Source organism: Embleya scabrispora DSM 41855, from assembly GCF_000372745.1.
In the GTDB taxonomy this organism is placed as follows: domain Bacteria; phylum Actinomycetota; class Actinomycetes; order Streptomycetales; family Streptomycetaceae; genus Embleya; species Embleya scabrispora.
The window spans coordinates 1-21955 of the sequence record NZ_KB889695.1 but is presented as its reverse complement, the minus strand read 5'-3'; the positions used below and the strand labels follow the sequence as shown (position 1 = coordinate 21955).

The window sequence follows — 21955 nt, the reverse complement described above, 5'->3', positions numbered from 1 at the left end:
TCACGGAAGTCACGACCCGCCGACGACAGACACTCGCCGACTGCCTCGGCCCGCATCGACGCGCATAAGTGCAGGTCAGCGAAATCCGGTGTTTTTTCGGCGAGTACTACGGAGAGGCCTTACCATCCCGAGGCAGTCCCCGGAGTGGGGTCGGCGCGCCGACAACATGACGACTGCCGCATCCCCAGGCCTGCTTCGCCCGGCGCCCGTCGGCAGGCGCTATTGCGCGGCGAGCAGGCGGAGTTGCGCGCTGCGTGCGTTGGCTGGCCCGATCAGGTCGGCGACCTTGGCGGGCGCCGAGCCCGGAGTGTCCAGGGGGAGTCGGTACAGGGCCGGGGTGCCAGTTCCTGCCTGGGAGACGAAGTAGGCGGTGTGGCCGTCGACGGACAGGATCGCTTCGCTGTTGGTGCGATCGTTGGCGGGCAGCAGGTTCTCAACAGCCGAGATCGAGGCGAAGTCGGATGTGAAGGTCACACGGGCAAGAGTGCGGGCGTTGCCGCATACCAGCACCGTGGGCGCGGTCCAGAACCGCGGTGAGCACCCGGACGGGACGCTGTCGCCGCCCGGGAGCGCCTTGTCCCCGTAGTAGCTGGGCGCCCCCACCTTCGGACCGACCGGGCCCTCCTGCCCGTTGCGGACCAAGCGCATCCGTAGGTGTCACTGAACACGGCGGCGACGGTGCCTGCGGGTGAGACAGCCTCGGCCGAGGCGCTGACCATCGACCAGGACAGCGGGGTCCACACCATCGTGCCGTCCGGCCCGCCGAACATGAATCCGCCGTTCACGGAGAGCCCGCGATCCGTCTCGGGCGCCTGCGGCGTGCGGGCGTCACGCGAGCGGATGCGCTCGTCCTGGTCCTGGTACCACAGGATGTCGGTGCCCGGCTGGAACGCGGGCGAGAAGTGCTGGGGCGCAACGCCGAACGCGTCGGGATCCGGCCGTGGGCCGATGACCCGCCCGGACGCGAGGTCGAGCGCGATGGCCTGGCGGCCCTGGCCGTTCGCCCCGCGCACCACCCCGGCGAGTAACGTGAAGTCCTTGTTGAACAACTGCCGCACCTGCTGCTGCGATCGAACCGCGCCGGAGGCGCCGCACACGTACTCCGGCGTGCTCTCGGAGGGAAATGAGACCTGGCGCTGCGCGGCGATCCCGCCATCGGTCGTCCTGTAGGAGGCGAGCACGGCCCCGAACGTGCTCAAGCCCCCGGCTGGTCCGTCGCACCACATCACCGTCACGGTCCCCCTCTCGAACAGGCGTCCGGAATCGGGTTTCGGCGCGGCAGAGTTCCCGGCTGCGGTCTGGTCGGGCGAGGCCGGACGCCCTTGGATCCCGCCCCCGTCTCCGTCGTCGCTGCATCCGGCCACCAGCGTTGCCGCCAGGATCAGGCCGGATATGACTGCGGAACGTCGTCGTCTCATGGCGCCCCCGCGTGGATCGACTCCGTGACCCTATCAAGACTCCCAGTGATCACCGCAGTTGGATTCCCAGCGCTTCTCCGGCCGGATTGGGGCGGTGGGGTCGACGCGGCCCGTATCAGGTAGACCTGACGATCGGCGCGAGACGACGCCGTCGACGACGCTTCCAGCCCGGGGAACCCCCTGACGCACCAGTACCTACCCCACCGCCAACAGCCGCTGGGTGGAGACCACGCAGCTTCCCAACGCGTACTCCAGGCACAGCGCCCGAACCGGCTCACCCCACTCGCGTGGGGACTTCGCGAGACGGGTGCCGTCGCCGCCTCCTCCACTCGGCTCACCCCCCACTCGCGTGGGGACTTCTTGATCAGGAAGCACGAGAAGCCGATGAACCACGGCTCACCCCCACTCGCGTGGGGACTTCCGCCGGATCTTGTCGGCGTGCTCCGGGCACAGCGGCTCACCCCCACTCGCGTGGGAACTTTCCTTCCCGACCTGCGGGTTCACACGAGCATTATCATTCCGTTACCAAAGTTCGAGTTAATCAGGCAACGCCTTGCCTGATTGATACGCCACACTTGATCACGTCGCGTGTCATACCGGAGAGCCTAGTCCGACACCTCGCGGCAACCGTCGCCCCGCAACGTCCTTCCTCCCGGCGATGTGCGGTAAGCGATCCGCCGGACTTCCTGGTAGACAACGTCTCCATGAGTGCCCGGAGAAGTGTCTTCAGCGGAACGGTCACCGAGGCGGCCCAGCAGGCGATCTCCGATCTCGTAACCGACGCCGCGCGGGAGTTCCAGCGCATTCATCGCCGGCCGGTCGGCGCATCGGAACGAAGCAGCTGGGAGAACAGTTGGCCGCCGCTGCTGACCGCGCTCGTCGACGCGGGGTTGGGCGACCTGCACCTTCTCCTCGAGTACGAACTGCCGGGTACCCAACTGCGCCTGGACGCCCTGGTCCTGGGGCGGCGGACCATCCCTGCCCACGGCATCACGGCACTGGTCATAGAGCTGAAGCAGTGGTCGCACGCGGCTCCCGTCCCTCGCATGCCGGGCCTGGTGGAGGTCTCCGGACGGCAGGTGCAGCATCCCGGACGTCAGGTCGGAACCTACGTGAACTACCTCCGGAACTGGGCGGATCCCGCCCTCTCACTGGACGTGTATGGCACCGCACTCCTGCACAACGCCCCAGACGATCTCGTCCAGGGCCTCCGACGCCAGGTCGCCAGCGGCCCCAGCGCCGACTTCCCCCTGCTGGGCAACGGCGACCTGGCCGCGGGCCGCCTGATGGGGCAGATCTTTCCGAACTTCGCCTTCCCCACACGGCTCTCGGCCGCCGAAGGCCGCCTGTCGCAGTTCCTGAACGGGCAATACCGGCCCTCGCGCAAACTCCTGAACCGCGTACGCGGCACGATCGCGACACACGACCGTTTTCAACTCCTCGAGGAGCAGGACATCGCCCGGCAGAGCATCGCGCGCCTGGCCGGCCACGACCCGCTCCGTCCCAACGGTTCGGTCGTCGTGGTCACGGGAGGCCCCGGTACGGGCAAGACCGCCATCGCCACCCGAGTACTCGCCGACCTGTGCGCCCGCGAGAACGCCAACCCCCGGCTCATGTCCCCCTCGGGTGCCGTCACCCAACAACTCCTGCGCTCCCTCGGCCCCGACGCCACCGGACTGGTCGCCACCCTGGCCTCCGGCCTCCCCTCGGGGCTCACCCGCGAGCACAGCATCGTCCTGCTCGACGAGGCACACCGGATCCGCCGCGACGGCGGCGTCCTCGAGGCGATGATCCAGCGGTGCGCCGCGACCGTCTTCTTCCTGGACGAACGTCAGATCATCCGACCCGACGAAGGCGTCACGGTAGACGAACTCCGGGCACTCGCCACCCGGGAAGGCCGCCACTTCGAACTCGTCGACCTCGTCGCACAGTTCCGATGTGGCGGCTCCCGGATGTACCAGGAATGGGTCGACGCCCTCTTCGACCGCGACGGCCGTGCCCACCGGTGGCCGGGCGGCGACGAAGACTACGATCTCGCCCTCGCCGAATCCCCGGACCAACTCGACTCTTGGACCGCGGCGCGCGACGAGGGCGGGAACGGCCCCATCGCCCGGATAAGCGCCGGATTCTGTTGGACATGGACACGCGCCACGCGTCCCCCACTGGCCCCGGACGTGTCGATCACCTGGACCGACACCGACGGAGAACATCGCTGGGATCGCCCATGGAACAGCGGGTTCTCCACGAACGCACACCAGGACGTCCCCGGTCGGGTGTTCTGGGCCACCGATCCGGGCGGGCGGTTCCAGGTCGGCTGCATCTACACCGCCCAGGGCATGGAGTACGAATACTCCGCCGTCATCATAGGCCCCGACCTGGTCCACGCTCCGGACGGCTGGCGCGCCCGCCCCGAGCACAGCCGCGACCCCGTCATGAAGAACCTCACCGCCGAGCAGTACCTGCCGTACGCCCTCAACACCTACCGCGTACTCGCCACCCGCGGCATCCTCGGCACCCGGCTGTACTCCACGGATCCGCAGACACAGGCGTACCTGAAAACGCTTATGCCCCGGCACGAGGATGTACGGGACCCGGAGGAAGGTGCACCCCGGCACCCAGTCGCGACCCCGCAACAATGACAATTTCGCGCGCGCCCGGAACATCCCCGGCACCAAGTGGCGCGGTCGGCGTAAACGGCGACGATTCGGTGGAGCGATGCCGTCGAGGGCTACGTTCCGACGACCTTCGAACGTCCTCGTTCCCGACGCCGGACAGCCACGCCACCACGAGACAGGATCGTTCCTCGTCGCGGTGAAGGCCCGGGGCCGGCCGTGCGATCCCCGGAACTTGCGCACGGCCCGGGCTCCATGGTGATCGAACACGTGTCGTGGGTCGTCGGTCGTGGACGTCGGTCGGCGTCGAGGGGTTGTTGCGGGTACGAACGGCGGGCGGCCGGGGTCCGCGTCCCCTGTTCTGCCGCGCGTCGAGGATCCGGATACGTGTGGCCTCAAGTTCACCGTCATCGCATCGGCTCGTCCTGGCCGCCTACACGACGACGACGCCACGCCGACACGTGGACCTGTTGCGGGGTGACGGCGGCTGTCTCACACCCCGACACCAAAGCCCCTGCCGCAGGCCAAGACGCCCCCTGCGACGCGCCTTCCCCAACGGGTGTGGACGCCCGATCACTACCGGCAACACGACGGGGGCACCACGCGGTGGACGGTCCAAAGCTCCTGGCCGAGGGCGATCGAGGTCGCCCTCATGACACCCCATATGCCTCAAGGCCGCGCGGTGTCCCGCGATCCACAGCCGGCAGCTCCGGGACTCCGCCGCTGGGAGCCGCTGTTCCCAAGCCGTGTGAACGCGTTCGCGGACGAACGTCGTGTCAGGCCTTCCTCCGAGCGGCTTCGTCCAGGCACCAGTCCCGGTGGTAGCGCGTGTATCGCTCGTCGATCGCGTGGCCTTCGACGACACGCAGATCACCGCGCCGTGCGCGAGTGAGCGTGTCGAAGACGGCGAGTGATCCGGTGGGGGTTCGGGCGATGTGGAAGGTGCACCAGTCGAACTCGGCGTGGCACTTGCCGCACAGGCACAGGATGTTCGAGATGTGATCCGGCCCGTTGTGAGGCGCGCCGAGGCCGCGGATGTGCGCGCCGATGCTTCGCGGAACGTCGAGCGCGTACATGACGTCGCCACATACCTGGCACGCGTTGCTGTACATCTCCTTGACCCGCGCGGAGACCTTGGTGTCGCGTTTGACCCGGGTCCCGCTGTACGCGGTGCGGACGGTCTGTACGACCTCGCCGTGACCGGCGTCGGTCCGCGTCGGGACAAGGAGACCCGCGGGATCGTCGGCTTCCCGTTCCAAGAGGTGGGCGACCCGCGCAAACTCGACGGCGGTGCGTCGCTCGAGCGTGCGCACGTCGCGGCGACCTATGAGCGGTATCAATATGGGCCCAGAATCGAGGCCGGGGTCGAACTCGTCGACGTTGGTGAGGGCCATGATGTGCTTCCACGTCTTGCCGGTCTTCGCGTCGAGGCCCCAGATCTCCGTGGCCAGATCCTCGTTGTCGAAACAGTCCAGGATGGTGGCTTGGGCGATGATCTCGCCCTCGGCGTAGAAGAGCACACGATCGCCGGCGGAGCGCGTGGCCAGTGCGAGGGCCTTCCGGTTGCCGGTCTGGTCCGTCGGGGTCGCCCCCCACAGGTACGCGGTACCGGCCGGATAGAGCTTGGTGAGCCTACCGGCGTCCTTCCCCGGCTTGCGGAGCGTGGCGAGCCGCACGCCCTCCTGGATCGACTTCGCGAAGTTCTTGGGTCCGCCGACGGCGGCGGTGCCTCGTCCTGTGAGGACAACCGCCGGCAAGGCAATGGGTACGGGCGAGGAGGTGTTGAACGTGCTCACGGAAGAACCCCTTCGGAAAGGCCGAAACCCCGACCGGGGCAATGTGGTCGGGGTGGTCGGAGCGAAAGTGTGGTCTCTGCGCGAAAGCCCAATTTACCTTGCGCACACCGATATTCGACTTCGAGGCAAGGCAACTCCCGTCGACAGTCGACGCCTTGGCTGTGCGAACTTCGGATTCGTCGCGCGCTTCCGGGCCGCCCGCCGGCGGGAGAGCGAACAGCGGACGGCCCGGGTCGGGTGCGGTCAGGGAGCGAGGACCACCGTCTTGCCGGGCAGCCGCCCGGCTCGGGGTCCCTCCAGCGCCTCGTCGATCGCCTTCGCCTCAAGATGCCGCATCACTGCGGTGAGCATCGCCGCACGCTTCGGCTCCGTAACGCAGTCCAGCAGCGGGGCCTTGCTGCCCAGGGCGTACCGTGATTCCACTGGCACCCGGCGGATGCCAGCGGTGGTCCGCAAGGACCCGACGGGCTTTCACCGAACCGCCCCGGAGCAAGCGGGCACTGTGCTAGCCGAACAAGATCAAGCCGGGTCCGGCGGCTCACCCCCACCTGCGTGGGGACTTCTGTGCGTCGCTCTTCGAGTGTTGGTTGCGCTCCGGCTCACCCCCACCTGCGTGGGGACTTCATGCCGCATGCGGCCGGTTCCGCCATCGACACCGGCTCACCCCCACCTGCGTGGGGACTTCGGACCGCTTCTGGGGTTGATCGGTCCCGGCGACGGCTCACCCCCACCTGCGTGGGGACTTCCCTTGCTGACCTGCGGCGCTTTGAGGTCGTTACCGATCCGTGATCGGAACGCGGGGTAATCAGGCGATGGCTTGCCTGATTGGGCTTCTCCGTCGAGGGTTCATGCGTGCCTCCTTCGGAAGGCCTCTCCGGGTCGGTTTGGTGGATCGTCGACGGTGGCTGCCCCTCTATCCCGCAGCCCGGGAGTTGGCGCTTCTGCGGCGGGCTTCCAGGAGGGAGCGAAGGAGGTGGATGGTGTCGTCCTCCATGTCGCAGCCGAGATCGTCGAGCAGGCGGTTGAGGCGGGCGGCGTACGCCTCGAGTTCGTCGATGTCGCCGGAGAGGTAGGCGGCACGGAACATCAAACGGTAGAGCATCTCGGACTCGGGGCAGACCTCGAGGCCCTTGCTCAGGGCGAGCTTCGCACCGCGGACGTCCCCGTCGCGCAGGCGCAGTTCGCCCAGGCGTGCGGCCACATCGACGATCGACGACGTCATGTCCTGACGCAGGTATTCCGCCCAGATGTAGCGGCGGGGGCTGGTTCCGCCGAACGGGCGTCCACGCACCAGCGACAGCGCGGTGGTCAGGTCGGGGCCACCCAGCGGGCCCAGCCGCATGCCCTTGCGTGCCAGGCGCTGGAAGCGGATCCAGTCGCAGGTCACTCCCGGGGCGAAGCGGTAACCGGCGTCGCCGATCATCGGCAGGTACGGCTCTCCGTCGGGGTTGCCACCCAGCCACCGGCGGAGCTTGCTCATCGCGGTGTGGCGGTTGGTGGCGGAGCCGCTGTCGGGCCAGATCGCGGCGTCGACGTCGTTGTGGCCCAAGCCCGGGTTGAGCACGAGGAACGCGGCGAGTTCGGTGAGGCGGGCGCGTTTGCTGGCCTCGGCCGGATCGCCCACACCGACGATCTCGACCGGTCCCAGCACGCGGATCTCCGGTCCGATGTGAGGCAGGGCGGGCACACCGGACAGCCCCGGTTGGGCCTCCGCGGACGCTGACCCCGACGGTTTTGGGGAGGAGGAGATCGTGGGCAGGATCCTCGAGGAGGTCTCGGCCATCGTCTCCTCCCATGCCTGCGCCCAGGCGGCGTCCTCGTCGTCGGGGGTGGGCAAGGAGTCCAACCAGGCGCTGACGTCGGCGTGGTCGCCTTCGTTGGGCAGCGCCGGGATTGATGTCGGGTCGACGTCCGGCGCTCCGCCGTCATTCGTGGGATCGGGCTCGGTGGATCCGAGAAAGGACCTGAACGGGGCGACGGACGGCGACGCGGTGGTGGAAACGGAGGCGGAGGCTTCCGTAGGGTCGGTTGCCCCGGGGTCCCCCTCCGGCTCGGCCGGAGGAACGGGCTCGCCCGCAGCGACCGTCGCGCGCTCCGTCCCCTGCACACCGAGGTCGTTCTCCACCGGACCCGGATCGCCGGTGGCGCCGACGTCACCCGCCGAACCCGCGTCGCCGTCGTTCCCGGCGGGCGGTGCGACCCCGATGGTCGGGCTGTACGAGGGCTTCGCGGGCAAAGTCGCCGACATCGGACCCACCGGAAGCGGGAACGTGGGCACCGCGGTAGGGGCGCCATGGGCCGCCGCGGCGCCGCCGTCGCGGGGAGGCCCGCCGTACGTCGTCACGGTGACGGAACCGCGTCCGGGCGCCTCGGCGGCCAAGGCTCCGCCTGCCGCGGCCGTCGCAGGGGGTACCGTCGAGACGCTCGGCGGTGTCTCCGCACCCACGTCCCCGGCTGCCTCGTCGTCCTCCGGCGGCGGCGCGGGCTGACCCGTGGTATCCGCTGCGGCGGTGAAGATCCCCACCAGGGCGACGAGTTCCTCGTCGGAAAGCCGGTGGACGGTGACATCGCCGTCGATGCCCGGCAGCGTGCTCGGGTCGGGGCCGGCTGGCAGGGTGTACCAGTGCTCGGACGTCTCGACATCGGTGGGAGCGGGCGCGACGACGGCCCAGGCGGTACGGGTGTCGTGTTCCTCCAGGCGCCGCAGCGCGGTGATCGCGTCGGCGTCCAAGGGCTCTCGGGACAGCACGATCTCCGGGGGCCAGGTGTCGGGGGCCGCGCCGATGGTACGGGCCGCTCGGGCCGAGGGCGTGTACTCGCGGGCCAGGACCTCGGTGCACTCGTCGTGCCAGCCGGCCAGGCGGGACAGGGCCTCGGCGGGTGAGGCGGCGCGGAAGACCCGTTGTCCGGGCAGGGAGTCGAGGTCGTCGTCGAGGCCGACGACGGTGACCGAGACATCCTCGCTCCGGGGCCCGGTCAGCAGGGCGACGGCCAGGGTGCGCAGAATCCGCCGCTGCTCCTCGGGGGTGCCGTCGAGGAGGGTGACCGGGCAGGACTCCAGGTCCAGGAGGACCTCCCCGATGCCCGTTCGCGCGATCGGGGTCAGGGCCGGGCAGGGGGCGGGCAAGACCCGCGCGCGCTCGGGGCCGCCCAAAGGTGCGTCGACCGGGCAGAACCAGCGGGTGGTGTCGCCGTCGACGGCGTTGAAGGGTGCGATGGGCGGTTCGGCGGTACGCAGGCGCAGTTCGAGGCCGGCGACGGTGAGGTGGCCGGTGGTGAAGGCGGGCATCGTGCGGCCCACGTCGGCGAGTTCGATGCCCAGCGTGCTCAGGGCCAGGTCGAGGAACTCGGCGCCTTCGGGTCGTTCCGCCGCGCGCAGCCGCTGCTCGTACGCTGCCGGGCCCGGGGCGGGCAGGGCGATGCGCCGGTGGGCGCGACGTTCACGCTGCTGGAGTCGTCGGCGCACCCCCACGGCGGCGATCAGTCCGGCACCGGCCAGCGCGCCGACGCCGATGCCGATCGGGACCGGGGACGAAGTCCCGTCACCGTCGTCATCGCCGTCGACGCCGGCGGGCGCTGCGGACTGTGCCGGCGGCGCGGGGGCGTCGGCCGTAGCGGGTGGTTGCGTCGCGGGCGCACCCGTGGACGCCGGTGATGGTGCCTGGGCCGTTTCGGCCGGCGCGGGCTGTCGGGCGCCGGGGTCCTGTGCGGGGGGCGCCGGCACGTCGGCAACCGGAGGCTTTTCACCGGGCGGCTGGGCGGGCGGCACCTGAGCGGGCGGAATCCGGGTCTGCGGGACCTGAGCGGGCGGCACTTGGGCCGGCGGCGTCTGAGCGCGCGGTGTCTGCTCGGACGGTGCCGCGGTGGCGCCCCCCGCACCAGGCGCCTCGCCGGGGTCTGCCGCACGTGTCGAAGGCGCGCCGGGCACGGCTTCCGGAACTGCCGCAGGAGGGGCTTGCGTCGTGTCCGGAGCGGCCGGCGCGGCAGGAGCGGCCTGCGCGTCCGAGGCCGTCGGCAGGTTCAGCACCCACCCGGTCTCGATCACGTCGGGGTCGGTGAGCGCACCTCCGTCCGGCTGCGACCGGTCCCTATTGGCCTCGAACAGCGACGTCCAGTCGGGGTCGCCCAGTTCGCGCTGGGCGATGGCGGAGAGGGTGTCGCCCGAACGCACGGTAACGGTTCGGGGCGCGTCGACGGCGGGTCCTTGCGCGGGGGCGACGGGGTCGGCGCTCTCGGGCGCGGCGGCCGGCGTGGTGGCGCGGGCACCGGCCGGCATCCGCAGAACCCAGCCGACGTCGATGTCGTCGGCCGCCCGGAAGGTGTGCCCGTCCCCCATGTCGCGGCCGTCGTTGAGTTCGGCGATCTCGTGCCAGCGGGCGCCGTCGCCCAGGGTGCGTTCGGCGATGTCCCACAGGGTGTCACCGCGTTGGACGGTATACGTGGCTCCGGTCGGGGCGGCGCTGCCTCGGGCGACGGCAGGCGCGGCGGGCGCTGCCTGCGCGGTCGTCTCCACGCCGGCGGGCGCGGACGCGGCGGCCACCGGGGCGGCGTGCGCGGCCAAGGCGGGCCCGCCGGACATGGTCAGGGCCAAGCCGCCGAGGAGGAACGCGGCCAGACGTTGGCTCCAGCGGAATCCGCGTACCGCCCGACGGGTGCGGCCGCGCAGCGCAGCCGGGATCTCCCAGAGCACGGAGCCGGCCAGGATCGCCCACGCGAGCCAGCCCACCGCGAGCGCGGCGACGTAGGCGACGCCGGCGTCGGCGGGCCGCTCCAGGAGCGCCTCGAAGGTGAGGTCGTCACGGTCGGGGAAGCGAGGGGCAAGGGTACGGGTGGCCAGGAACAGGACAGTGGGCATCGCGGCCAGAACCGCGGCCAGCGCCACCAGACTTGCCAGGGCCCGCAGGGGCGCGATAGGGGCGCGGGGCCGGCGGTCGGGGGTGGGACGGGTGGCGTTCATGATGTGTTGCCCTCCGGTGCGATGACGCCGTGGACGAGGGTGACCCGCGCGGTGGCGGAGACGGATCCGTCGGTGAGCATCCCGCTGAAGACGGGTTTGAAGGGAACGGTGACGGTGACGGTGAGCGTGACCCGGTCGGCGCCGATCGACACAGTGCCGCTCGCGCCCGCGCGGGCCAGGTAGGCACGGGCCGTCGCGGCCGGTACCCCGGAGTCGGGGCTCATCCGGACCGCGCCGTCCTGCATGGCGGCGGCCGGATCGATGGCCTGCGCCGCGGCGCGCGCCGCCTCGGCCGCGAGACTGTCCGCGCGTTGGGCGGCGCGCAGTCGGCCACCGCCGTCGACGACCAGCGCGATCAACAACAGGACCGCGATGGCGACACCCGCGAAGAGCAGACTGACGCTGCCCTCGTCCGGTACGCCCCGGGGCCTTCGCCATCCCGCCGGCGACCGTGGCTCGGATACCGCGTGGCGTGTTCGCGATCCGGGCCGCTTCCCAGCCTCCGAGCCGGCGGCCGGTTCGCCGAGCTCGCCCACGTTCGCGGGGGCAACATCGACACGGCCCGCAACGGCGCGTTCGCGGCGCCGCCCCCGCGCGTTCGCGGAGGCGAGGTCGATACCGCCGCCCCGAACGGAAGCGGTATCAATCGCGCCCGACCCAGCGGAAACGGTGTCGATCCTGTCAACTCCGGCGCCCATCCGGGCGGGGGCGGGGGCGGTGCCGGCCCCGCCCGCTCGGTCGGACATCGGATCGGTCCCGCCCACCCTCGCGGATGCCGCGCCCGCCCCACCCGCCTCGGCGCAAACGGCGCCGGTCCGGCCGACCCGAGCACACGTGTTGCCGAACCCGCCCGGCTCACGGGAAGCAGCTTTCGGCCCGCCGGAGCCGGCAATGGCCGGGTCCGGCCCACCAGCCCCGGCCGAAGCCGCGTCAATCCCACCGACCCGGCCGAAATCCTCGTGGCCCCCGCGCCCGCCCGCGAGCGTTGCGCCGCTCATCCCCGCGCCCGATAGGTGTCCAGCGGGGACACGAACGTGGAAGTCATCGACTTGGTCCCCAAGTTGGGCAGGCCGGGCGCGGCGAGGTCCCCGAGCGGGAGGCGGCAGGTGACGGTCGCGGTGACCGAGGCGACGCTGCCCACGGGCGCAGCGAAGCCGGAGGTGTCCACGGTGACCGTGGTGCTCGCGCAGTGCAGTCCCTGCTGGGACAACGTGGCGCCCGCGGCGCTGACTGCTCGGCTCTGGGCGTCACCGGCCGTTCGGGCCGAGGTCGCGGCGCGGGCGGCGGCCTTCGCCGCGGCGTCCACGGCCGATCCCGCCAGGGTGACCCGTCCGGCCAGCACGCCCAGCAGCAGCAGGGCGAGCAACGCCGGGACCAGGATAGCCACTTCGAGGGTGACCGAGCCGGTATCACGACCATCCACGCGAGCGCGCCGCGCCGACGCGGACACGCGGGCGGTCGCGGGGACAGCCGCGAAGACGGCCACGGGCGCACTCGCGGGGGCGGGGGCGACCACGGGCACGGTCACGGAAGCGGCCTCACCTCGGGCCCGGTCGTCGCGCGGGCGAAAGCGGTCGGCCGACACGAGTGTCGTCCTCCTCTCCGGTCCCCGGGAACGGCGCCGTGGCATAAGGCGGTCGGATATCACGGGGCGACCAGGTGTCATGGGACGAACGGACTCCACTGTTCTACCGGCGCCTGCGCGTCCTGGGCGATGGTGATGTCTGGCAGCAGCGGCACGATCGACAGGCACTTGGCGGTGACTCGCACCCGCACCGTGTCGGCGGTGCTCCCCGACGTGGACACGCTCGGGTCGCGCAGGCCCAGGTTGTCGGCGGCCTGCCGGGCGCGTTCCGCGGCGCTTTGCGTGCCGCCGATCCGATAGGCCCGGCCGGATTCGACACCCTCGCGAGCGGCGGCCAGCGCCGCCTCGCGGGCGAACCACCACAGGCAGCCCTGCAGGGTCACCAGGATCAGGGTCAGCACCACCGGCATCAGGATGGCCAGTTGCAGCGAGGTGGTCCCGGCGTCCGGTTCCAGCCCCCGATAGCGGCGACGGACGCGGCGAAGCGGGTGAAACATGTCAGAACCCATTGATGATGCTGATCTTCCCGTTCACGACCTTCGTGATGACGGCGATCAGCCCCACCGCCAGAACACCCACCCCGGCGGCGATCAGGGCGACCTCCAGGCTCGTCAACCCCGCGTCGGAGCCTTCCTCCTCGACCTTGCGCCGGTAGCGGTCGCGCACGGTCAGCGCGAAGGTCAGGGCGAAGTGGAGCGCGGTGTTGTACATGGGGTCCCTCCGTGGGTTGTTCGGTGGCGGGCCGGGGCTCAGATCGCGACGATCTGGAGGATGGCCGGCAGGCCCAAAAAGATCGTCAGCAGGATCACCAGGACGGTGCCCGGCACCACCAGGCGTTCCGAGTCGGTGTTGGCGCGTTCGTGCTCCGCGGACAGCAGTTCGGTGCGCAGCGCGGCGGCCCGGGCCCGCAGGGTGCCGTAGACGGCGGCGCCCTCGACGCCGGCGAGTTCGATGATGTCGGCGACGTCGGCGAGTTCGGGCAGGTCGAGGTCGCCGGCGAGGTCGCGCAGCGCCTGCCAGGGATCGGCGCCGTGCGCGCGGGCACGGGCGAGCGCGTCCTGGATCCGCAGGAAGGCCCATCCGTTGCCGACCTGCGCGGCGTGTTCGAGGGCCTCCGCGGGGCCCGCGTCACCGGCGCGTTGCAGGGCGACCAGGTCGAGGTAGGTGGCGGCGGCATGCTGGAACTCCACCCGGGCGGCCTTGGCCTTGACCGCGAGTTCACGGTCGGGGGTCTGCCACATCACGACGCACAGCACCAGACACGCGCCGACGGGCACGACGAACGGCAGCGTGATGCCGAGCATGCTCACGGCCGTGGAGAACAGGACCGGCAGAAGCAGACCGAGCAGACCCATCGCGGCCTTGGTCCGCAGGTGATCGCCGGCGCTCTGGCCGACCAGGGCCAGGCGGGTGTGCGGGACGGAGACGCCGGGCACTCGCTGGGCCAACCGGGCCAGGACGTCGCCGAACGCGCTGCCGGTGCCGGTGTCGCGCGCGGCGAGGGCGGCGGCGGTGGGCCGGCCCGTCAGACGTTCGGCGGCGGCCGTCAAGTCCGGTGGGGCGGGACGCAGTTCGCGGATCAGCAGGGCGATGCCCGCGCCGACCAGGGCGCCCGGAATCAGATACCAGGTGGAGATCATCGCACGGCCTCCGGCACGGCGACCGTGTCGGCCGGGGGGACGACGGTGACGACGCTGCGGTCGTCGTGGACCAGGATCCGCGGCGCGGGCTTGTACGCGGTCACCGACCGCATCCACAACAGGACGCCGGTGAAGCACGCCATCAGCACGACCAGGGAGGTCTGACCGACGGCACTGGCGTACGGCTTGGCGTAGTCGCGGTTGAACGCCATCAGGCCACCCATCGCGACGGTGAGGTAGGTGATCCAGCGGACCGTGGCACGGGCGCTCGCGCGGTCGGCCTCGATCGAGCGACGCTGGCGTACCTCCTCGCGCACGGTCGTGGCGAAGTCCCGCAGCGCCAGGGCCAGTCCGGGACCGCGGTCGTCGGCACGCAGGATCAGCGCGGCGGCGATCTTGTCGGCGGTGGCGTCCTGAAAGGCGTCGGCGAAGCGATACAGGGCGTCGGCGGGCCGCCATTGGGCCTGCAGGCGCGAGACGAGGTCGCCGACCTCCGACTCGATCGGAGCCGGACAGGTGCCGCGCGAGGTGAGGATGGCGTTCTCCAGACCGGCGCCGAGCTCGACGAGGTCGGCCAGGCGCCTGGTCCACTCGGCGAGGGCGTCGAGCCGGTCGATGCCGGTGTAGTCGGCACGGGTGGGGGCCATCAACCAGGGCCACCCCAGTACCGCGACGGGCACCAAGGCGACCGCGACCAGCCAGCCCGTGAGCAGCCACGCCGCGACGCCGGCCACACCCGCGGCAACGCGGCGCACGTTGCGGGCGCGAACGGCCGCGGGCGACAGCGGCGCCCGTACCCGGCGGGCACGACCGGGCCGCGGAGGGCGTTCGCCCTCGGTGCCGCGCCACCCCCACCACAGCAGGACCAGTCCGGCGGTGACCACCGCCGTGCACACCCCCGCCCACAGGGCCTGTGCGTCCATGTCGGTCAACCCCCCACGAGGTGCATCGGCGCCCATTGCGGGGCGGCATTGAGCCACAGCGGGTCGAAGCCCGCCCGGCGCAGGGCCGCGGCGTCGGTGGGCGCGGTGAGCGGTACCGCCCGAGGGTCCTCGCCGCGCGGACCGAACACCGTGTTGGTGGCCGGGCGGCCGTTCTCCCCCATGCCGGCCATCTGCAGGACGTGCGAAACGAAACGGTGCCGGCGTCCGCCGATCCCGCTCTCGTCGATCATGCGGACGAACACGAGGTAGTCGACGGCGTTCGCGGCCAGCCGGTAGGCGAGGCGGTCGCTCATGTGTTGGCCGTACTCCAGGCAGAGTTCGGCGATCCGGTCGAAGATCATGTGCGGTTCGCGGACGTGGAGGGTGCACATCGAGCCGCCCTCGCCGTTGGTCATCACCCGCAACATCGGAACGATCTCGCTGGAGCGGACCTCGCCGACGATCATCCGGGAGAGCGTCATCCGCAGGGCCGGCGGAATCATGTCGCCGATGGTGATCTCGCCGGCGGAACGGCCGTCGTTGCCGCGTTCGCCGTTGCCCTCGCGGGCCTCGAACGCGATCACCTGTTCGAGATGGCCGAGTTCGTGCAGAAACAGCTCATACTCGCTCTCCAACGTGCCCACCCGCTCGCTCGCGGGGATCTCACGGGCCAGCGCGCGCAGGAGGGAGGTCTTGCCGACACCCTGGGTGCCGCAGATGATCACGTTCTTCTTGGCGCGAATCAACGCGCCCAGGAACCGCGCCAGGACGGGTTCGAGGGTGCCCCACGCGACCAGATCGTCGAGGGTGACGGTCTTGACCCGGTGCCGGCGGATGGTCACGCAGGTGTGCTGGGTGACCTCGATGACCGCCTGCAGCCGCGAACCGTCGGGCAGGCGCAGCGCCAGGAACGGCGAGGACGTGGACAGCGTGCGCTCGCCCGCGCCGCTGCGACGGGCGAGATTGCGCAGCAGCTCGCGCAGTTCGTCGTCCGAGGCGGTCAGCGGCGCGACCCTGCGGCGGGGACGGTCGGCGTAGTCCACCCACACCGTGTCGTAGCCGTTGATCAGGATGTTCTCGACCGCGTCGTCGTTGAGGTAGGGCTCCAGCGGCCCGGCGCGGAAGATCCAGTCGAAGACGGCGCGGGTGTAGGCGCGGTCCTCGACGGGGGTGGTGGCGGTGCCCCGTTCGCGCGCGGTCACGTCCGCCCATTCGGCGACGACCTGCGCGATCAGCGCGCGTCCGCGTTGTTCGCGGTCCGCCTCGGGCAGACCCGGGCGGGCGCGGTCCTGTTCGTGGAGGCGTTCGGCGGCGCGTTCGCGCAGGACGCGGACGGCGGCCAGGTCCAGAACCAATTGAGGGGCATTGGCGCCGAGGGCGGGGCCGATGGCCGCCGCACCGGCGTTGCCGTTCGCGGTGCCACTCCCGGCGGCGGTCGCGGGGCCGGCACGAGGAGTCGAGACGGGTCCGGTGAGAAGCGCGGTCGTCCATGCGGCGGCGGTGATCGGGGCCGGTGACGGGACGGGGGCCTGGGCCGGCGCCGACGGCGCGGCGGGCGCGGGCGGCTGGGGCGTGTCGTCGGGACTGGGACGGTGATGCAGGGGCGAGGCGTTACCCAACACGGGACTGCTCCCCCGATCCCGAGTCGAAGCCCGATTCGGACCCGCCGCCGGGCAGCCACAGACGCACCTTGCGGGCCCGGGCTTGCGACAGGATCTCGTCCGCCCCGGAGGCGATCTGGCGCATCAGCCGCGAACGCATGGCCCGCTTGTCCACCTCGCCGCGACCGTCGGACAACGCCTCCGCGGTACGCGTGTCGCACGGCAGCGACATCAACAACGGCAGGCCCAACAGCTTCGCGACCTCGCCCGCCGGGTAGTCCGGGCCCTCCACGACGGCCAGTCCCATCGCGTCCGCGCCGGTGCCGTTCGCGTCCAGGTCCCGGCGCAGCGCCTCGACGCGAACCCGGGCGGCGGTGGCCGAACGCAGCGTCCCGCGCGCGACCACCAGAACCACGTCGGCCTTGCGGGCCAGGACGGCGGAGGAGCCCAACGTGCCCGAGCGGCCCAGGTCCACCACCACGTCGTGCGGGATGTCCGGGCCCTCGAGCCAGGCGAGCAAACGCGCCAGCGGCTCCCAGGTGTGCGCGAGCGAGGCCGCCTGGGCGAAGTCGGCGAGGCCCGGCAGGAGCAGCCGGTTGCGTTCGCCGCCGGTGAGGTCGATCAGCTGCTGGAAGAAGAACTCGTCCAACTTGCCCTGGCGGTGGGCCAGTCCGAGCTGGTGCAGGCCGTACTGCGCCGACACGCGCCCGCGCAGCGCGCCGGCCAGGACCGCGCCGCCGTCCGGATCGGCCTCCACCAGCACCACCCGCAGGCCCTCGCGCAGCGGCCACGCCAGGGTCAGGCCCAGCGCGGTGGTGGTGGCACCGGGCGCGCCCACTCCCCCGACCACGGCCACCACCGTCACGGCCTGGCCCCCGGCTGCAGGACCACCAGCGCGACGAGCTCGGTCGAGGCGCGCGCGGCGACCGTCGCGGCGTCGCCCTTGGGCACGGCGACGTCGACCACCACGCGCCCGGACTGGTCGGGCGTACCGACGGCGAACACCGTGGCGGCGACGGTCGCGGGCGACACCAGCGTCTGCCCCTTGGCCGCGTCCGACACCTTGCCCGGCGTCGACACCACCAAGACCTTGCGCCCCGGCTGCAACGGCGTGGTCGGCAACTGCCCCGGAGTCAGGGCCATCCCCACCAGGATCTCGTCCGGCTGCAACACCAGGGCGTCGGTGACCTGCCCGCGCGCGATCAGCGTGTCCGGCCGCAACTCCACCGCGGCGCGCTTGCCCACCACCGCCCGCTTGTCCTTGGCCGAGACCGTCTGCACCCCACCACCGACCGACACCATCACGGTCCGCACGTCGGCGTCGGCGACCACCGCGCCGTAGGGCACGGTCCGCGCCACGGCCAGCACCTCGACCCGCTTGTCCTTCGCGGTGAACAACGCCGCCCCGCCGACTCCACCGACCGCGACCAGCGCCACCGCCAGCGCCATCACCCCGGGCCGCCGCCGCCGCTGCCCAAGCCCTTTGGGCGGCGTCACCAGCGAAACCCCCGGCGCGGCCTGGTCCCCCGCATCCCGAGCCCGACGCGCCGTCGCGGATTTCAACGCAGACTCCCCCTATATCCCGATACACAACATCGGCGACCGAATGGGCATAAAGAATTCCCCCATCGGACAAGCCAACATACTGTTTCAGCCATGCGGACGCGATTGTTCTGTGGCGCAATCCGCACACTCGGTAGGTGCCCGTGCGGAACGGGTTGTGACAGGGACGAAGAAAAAGCCCTCAAAGGGCCCTCATCCCCATGAACCCCCGAAACCCCCGCACTCCCACCGGACACGAACGCCCCCAAGGGCACACCACACAGGCGGCGAGCCCCACCCACGCCCGCCCTGCCCCACACCGCCGAAGGCCCACCCGGAACAACGATCATGGATCCGGGCAAATTATCGACGGAGAACCAAAGTCACAAACCCCACGAGACGCCCTCGAAGAAACAGTCCGATATGCGCGAGCCGACCGACACGAAACAATGCCCCGATACCACATTGAATGCCGAAATCAACCCACGGAAGCAAATCCGACACACGACGACCACACCCCGAACCACCCGAAGCACCACAACCCTCGACGCCCACGCGGAAGGCTCGACCGACACCACGAGGCCTCCCCTCCCAGCGCGGTCCACCCACCCGTGTGGGGACTCCGTCGACTCACCCCCACTGGCGTGGGGACTTACTGCCGGTGGTCATGCGGGTGGCGTGGCTGTACGGCTCACCCCTACGCGCGTGGGGACTTCGCGAAGAACGTGGACGTGTACGCCGAACACCACGGCTCACCCACTCGCGTGGGGACTTCTACGGCGGGTCCGTGATCGCGTCGTTCCACGCCAGCTCACCCCCACTCGCGTGGGGACTTCCGCAACGCGGAAACCCGCGCTCAGGTCGAGCGCGGCTCACCCCCACTCGCGTGGGGACTTCAGGACCGCCCACACCAGCGCGATGGCCGCGACCGGCTCACCCCCACTCGCATAGGGACTTCTCGCCCCACAGAATGGCCGACTCGCAGCCCGCCAGCTCACCCCCACTCGCGTGGGGACTTCGGCGTGAAGCTCGTCCTCAAGTCCAAGTCCGCCGGCTCACCCCCACTCGCGTGGGGACTTCCGCGCGGGCGACGAAGGTCGCGAGGTTGTAGAGCGGCTCACCCCCACTCGCGTGGGGACTTCCGTGTAGTGGAAGAGGCTGCTCATGGGCCCAGCTTCGCAGGACGGGTGTCCTTGCGCATCGCACTCACGGGTGAAGGTCAGTGGTTGCTACAGGTGCGGCAGTACGAATCTCAATCCCGTCGCGGCATGCCGGATGAGCTGCTCGTCTGCGTGCACCGTCATCTCGAACTCGGTCATGGCGAACGAGCCGGCTGCCCGCCACTTCATCACCGCATCCTCGATCCGATCCCACAGGCGATCGGGTCCGGACTGCGTGACCGTCCAGCCGTCGCCGTCCGGGCCGATCGCGGCCGACGACCCGCTTGCCGTGTCCACCAGGAACACGCTCCCCTCGGGATAGCCCGCCGGGTCGACCATCTGCGCGGTCGGGGCGGCGAGTTGTGCCACGAACCGGGCGTGGAACGCCGACACCGTGGCTTCGCGATAGAAGACGGGGGACAGGATCGTGTCGCGGGTGGTCGTGTCCTCGTCCTCCTTGGCGGTCATTGCCCAGTGATAGGGGTTGCCCGGCGCGGGGGTGGCATCGCGGCGGGCGGGCATGAACGACACGGTGCCCGGGAGGAGGTGCCCGTGTGCGCGATCGCCGTCGACGGTCAGCAGGACGCGGGCGTAGCCGTCGCCCCAACCGCCGAGGGTCGTCAGGATCCTGCCGCCGGGTGTGGTCTGCCGCAGCCAGGTATCGGGGATGCACCGCACCGAGCAGGCGGCGACGATGCGATCGTAGGGCGCTCCCGGCCAATATCCCTGGAGCCCGTCGGCGGTGGCCACCCACGGCATGTATCCGAGCCGGTTCAGCGCGTCGACGGCTCGATCCAGCACCGAGCCGTCCACGTCGACCGAGGTCACCAGGTCGGAACCCAGTCGCTCACAGGCCAGAGCGGTGGAGTACCCAGTGCCCGTGCCGACCTCCAGGAGCGAGTGTCCGTCGTGGATGTCCGCGTCCTCCCACATGCGCACGACCAGGGACGGCAAAGTCGAGGAGGACGTGAAGTGCCCACCGACGCGCGGCTTGGGATCCGCCCAATCGGTTGCCTTCCCGTCGAGTTGGGTAATGAGGGTCGTGTCGCTGTAGACGGCGTCCAGCCACGCCGCAGGGTCGGACGCTGCAGTGACCGGCTCCCACCGGGTCGCGCCGTCGACGAAGCCGGCGCTGCGGTAGAACCCGGGAACGAACGCCTCGCGAGGAACCTTCTCCACGGCGGTGCGCCACGCGGGGTCGGTGAGTTCTCCGGCCGCCTCCAACTCGTCGGCGAGGCGCGCACGCACAGCGCGTGTCTCCTCGGGGTCGGTGCTGGTCTTCACGGTCACAGTCCTTTCTGGAGTACGTCCGCGAACGCGGCGGCCATCGCGTCCGCTCCGGGGAGCCAGGCCCACTGGCCGTTCGCGTTGCATTCGAAGAACACCGGGCCCGACGACGCGGTCAGGGCGAAGTCAAAGCAGCCGAACACGAGTCGGTAGGCGTCGAGATAGGCGCGCATTCGACCGGCGAGGTCGTCCGGCACCGGGATCGGGGTGTATTCGGCCCGCGTGCCGTTCGCGCATCGCCAGTCGAGCAGGTCGCAGTCGACGCGCACGCCGAACGCTCGATTGCCGATCATTGTCACGCGCAGGTCGGCGACCTTGTCGACACGTTCCTGGAGCACGTGCGGCATGGCAACGAGGGATTCGTCCAGCGCGTTCGGGTCGATCTCCTGCGCCCAGATGGTGCGGGCCTGACCGGCGTGGATGCGCGGGGAGCGCAAGGGCTTGTAGACGATCGATCCGTGTCCGGCGGCGAATTCCCTTGCCGCCGCGAGATCGTTGGTGACGATCGTCGCGGGGATGTCGAAACCCAACCGGGCGGCCGTCTGCAACTGCTCCGGCTTCATTTCCGCGCGGGAAATCCGCGCCGAGTGGTTGACGTAGAGGCAGCCCGGCAGTGCGGACAAGACCCCACCGAGACCGTAGCGGGCCTCGTTCTCGGCGAACAGGGCGTCGGGGGGATCGAGATGCATGTAGGTCACGCTGTAGGGGGAGGGGCGTCGGTAGTAGAGGGAGCGAGCCCCGGCGAGGTCGAGGACGCGGGAGGGCGTCGTGATCCGTCCCCGCCACGTGGTCGACCCGCCGCCGATGCGCGCGTCCATGATCAGGGACTCGCCGATGTCTGCGGGGTCGAGCCGCACGACCGGCACGTGCCGGTCGTGCAGTTCCTCGACCACCCAGTCCGCAGTCGTGTCGTCCCTGCCGGTCACGACCACCACGGGGTTTCCGGTCATCGGGTTCCCTAGTCCGGCACGTGGTCGGTGACGGTGTCGTCCTGGGACTGCTGCTGGGGGCCGCTGCCGTCGCCGCCGCCGGACATGCTGGCAGTCCCCGTGTGCCTGTTGGTGCCGTGCTTAAGCGGCCCAAGGTCATGGTCCGCCGGCTCACCCCCACTCGCGTGGGGACTTCGTAGCCGCGCGAGATGGGCCAGGGGATTGACCCGGCTCACCCCCACTCGCGTGGGGACTTCGCCGGGACCGCGCGCATGACGGACGGCGAAATCGGCTCACCCCCACTCGCGTGGGGACTTCGGTCTGGCTGCCCACGTAAGCGTCGAACCCCGAGGCTCACCCCCACTCGCGAGGGGACTTCAGGGTTCGGGTGGGTCCGTCGGTGTATGTGGCCGGCTCACCCCCACTCGCGTGGGGACTTCATCACCGTGTCGTTGCCCCGGACGCTCTCGTCCGGCTCACCCCCACTCGCGTGGGGACTTCTCCG

General features: G+C 70.9%; 17 protein-coding genes and 1 CRISPR repeat array. Of the genes, 2 read left to right on the top strand and 15 right to left on the bottom strand.

What is annotated here, in order from left to right:
- Nucleotides 1-219: 219 nt before the first annotated feature.
- Nucleotides 220-642, bottom strand: coding sequence for a hypothetical protein (locus A3IC_RS69105; protein WP_211232330.1), 423 nt, complete (start codon nt 640-642; stop codon nt 220-222).
- Nucleotides 643-654: 12 nt separating this feature from the next.
- Here A3IC_RS69105 and A3IC_RS69100 point away from each other — a divergent pair, with 12 nt between their 5' ends.
- Nucleotides 655-1170, top strand: coding sequence for a hypothetical protein (locus A3IC_RS69100; protein WP_158696230.1), 516 nt, complete (start codon nt 655-657; stop codon nt 1168-1170).
- Between the two features lie 952 nt (nt 1171-2122).
- Nucleotides 2123-4057, top strand: a complete 1935-nt coding sequence (locus tag A3IC_RS58590) for a DNA/RNA helicase domain-containing protein (RefSeq protein ID WP_020555063.1) — start codon at nt 2123-2125, stop codon at nt 4055-4057.
- A gap of 749 nt (nt 4058-4806) precedes the next feature.
- Here the strand turns inward: A3IC_RS58590 and A3IC_RS63110 are convergent.
- From A3IC_RS63110 to A3IC_RS0136595, 14 genes are all read right to left on the bottom strand, one after another.
- Nucleotides 4807-5826: an HNH endonuclease gene (locus A3IC_RS63110; protein WP_020555062.1), complete on the bottom strand. Its 1020-nt coding sequence runs from the start codon at nt 5824-5826 to the stop codon at nt 4807-4809.
- Between the two features lie 243 nt (nt 5827-6069).
- Nucleotides 6070-6255 (bottom strand): hypothetical protein, encoded by a 186-nt coding sequence (locus A3IC_RS0136655; RefSeq protein WP_158696229.1) that lies wholly within the window; start codon nt 6253-6255, stop codon nt 6070-6072.
- Nucleotides 6256-6739: 484 nt separating this feature from the next.
- Complete coding sequence (locus A3IC_RS72730) at nt 6740-10783, bottom strand: LysM peptidoglycan-binding domain-containing protein (protein ID WP_040877754.1); 4044 nt, start codon at nt 10781-10783, stop codon at nt 6740-6742.
- The gene (locus A3IC_RS72725; protein WP_079026909.1) at nt 10780-11481 is read right to left on the bottom strand and encodes a pilus assembly protein TadG-related protein; all 702 of its coding nucleotides are present in this window, start codon (nt 11479-11481) and stop codon (nt 10780-10782) included. The genes A3IC_RS72730 and A3IC_RS72725 overlap by 4 nt, the downstream gene beginning before the upstream one ends.
- 296 nt (nt 11482-11777) lie before the next feature.
- A complete protein-coding gene (locus A3IC_RS0136640; protein ID WP_245599770.1) occupies nt 11778-12311 on the bottom strand; it encodes a TadE/TadG family type IV pilus assembly protein in 534 nt (177 codons plus the stop codon).
- 134 nt (nt 12312-12445) lie between these two features.
- Nucleotides 12446-12865 (bottom strand): TadE/TadG family type IV pilus assembly protein, encoded by a 420-nt coding sequence (locus A3IC_RS0136635; RefSeq protein WP_020555057.1) that lies wholly within the window; start codon nt 12863-12865, stop codon nt 12446-12448.
- A gap of 1 nt (nt 12866) precedes the next feature.
- Nucleotides 12867-13079: a hypothetical protein gene (locus A3IC_RS0136630; RefSeq protein ID WP_020555056.1), complete on the bottom strand. Its 213-nt coding sequence runs from the start codon at nt 13077-13079 to the stop codon at nt 12867-12869.
- Between the two features lie 38 nt (nt 13080-13117).
- Nucleotides 13118-14008 carry a type II secretion system F family protein gene (locus A3IC_RS0136625; RefSeq protein WP_020555055.1) on the bottom strand — a complete coding sequence of 297 codons (891 nt, stop codon included), beginning with the start codon at nt 14006-14008 and terminating at the stop codon, nt 13118-13120.
- Nucleotides 14005-14931 carry a type II secretion system F family protein gene (locus A3IC_RS0136620; RefSeq protein WP_020555054.1) on the bottom strand — a complete coding sequence of 309 codons (927 nt, stop codon included), beginning with the start codon at nt 14929-14931 and terminating at the stop codon, nt 14005-14007. The genes A3IC_RS0136625 and A3IC_RS0136620 overlap by 4 nt, the downstream gene beginning before the upstream one ends.
- A gap of 5 nt (nt 14932-14936) precedes the next feature.
- On the bottom strand, nt 14937-16553 hold the full coding sequence (locus A3IC_RS0136615; RefSeq protein ID WP_020555053.1) for a TadA family conjugal transfer-associated ATPase: 1617 nt from the start codon (nt 16551-16553) through the stop codon (nt 14937-14939).
- Nucleotides 16543-17397: a MinD/ParA family ATP-binding protein gene (locus tag A3IC_RS58570; RefSeq protein WP_020555052.1), complete on the bottom strand. Its 855-nt coding sequence runs from the start codon at nt 17395-17397 to the stop codon at nt 16543-16545. Before A3IC_RS58570 ends, A3IC_RS0136615 begins: the two co-directional genes overlap by 11 nt.
- On the bottom strand, nt 17394-18095 hold the full coding sequence (locus A3IC_RS0136605) for a hypothetical protein (protein ID WP_026219153.1): 702 nt from the start codon (nt 18093-18095) through the stop codon (nt 17394-17396). The genes A3IC_RS58570 and A3IC_RS0136605 overlap by 4 nt, the downstream gene beginning before the upstream one ends.
- A 1208-nt stretch (nt 18096-19303) precedes the next feature.
- Nucleotides 19304-20524 carry an ATP-grasp peptide maturase system methyltransferase gene (tgmC, locus tag A3IC_RS58565; protein ID WP_020555050.1) on the bottom strand — a complete coding sequence of 407 codons (1221 nt, stop codon included), beginning with the start codon at nt 20522-20524 and terminating at the stop codon, nt 19304-19306.
- The gene (locus A3IC_RS0136595) at nt 20521-21471 is read right to left on the bottom strand and encodes an MvdC/MvdD family ATP grasp protein (RefSeq protein WP_020555049.1); all 951 of its coding nucleotides are present in this window, start codon (nt 21469-21471) and stop codon (nt 20521-20523) included. The genes tgmC and A3IC_RS0136595 overlap by 4 nt, the downstream gene beginning before the upstream one ends.
- Nucleotides 21472-21616: 145 nt before the next feature.
- Nucleotides 21617-21951: direct repeats of the CRISPR family, unit length 30 nt; unit sequence CCGGCTCACCCCCACTCGCGTGGGGACTTC.
- Between the last annotated feature and the right edge of the window lie 4 nt (nt 21952-21955).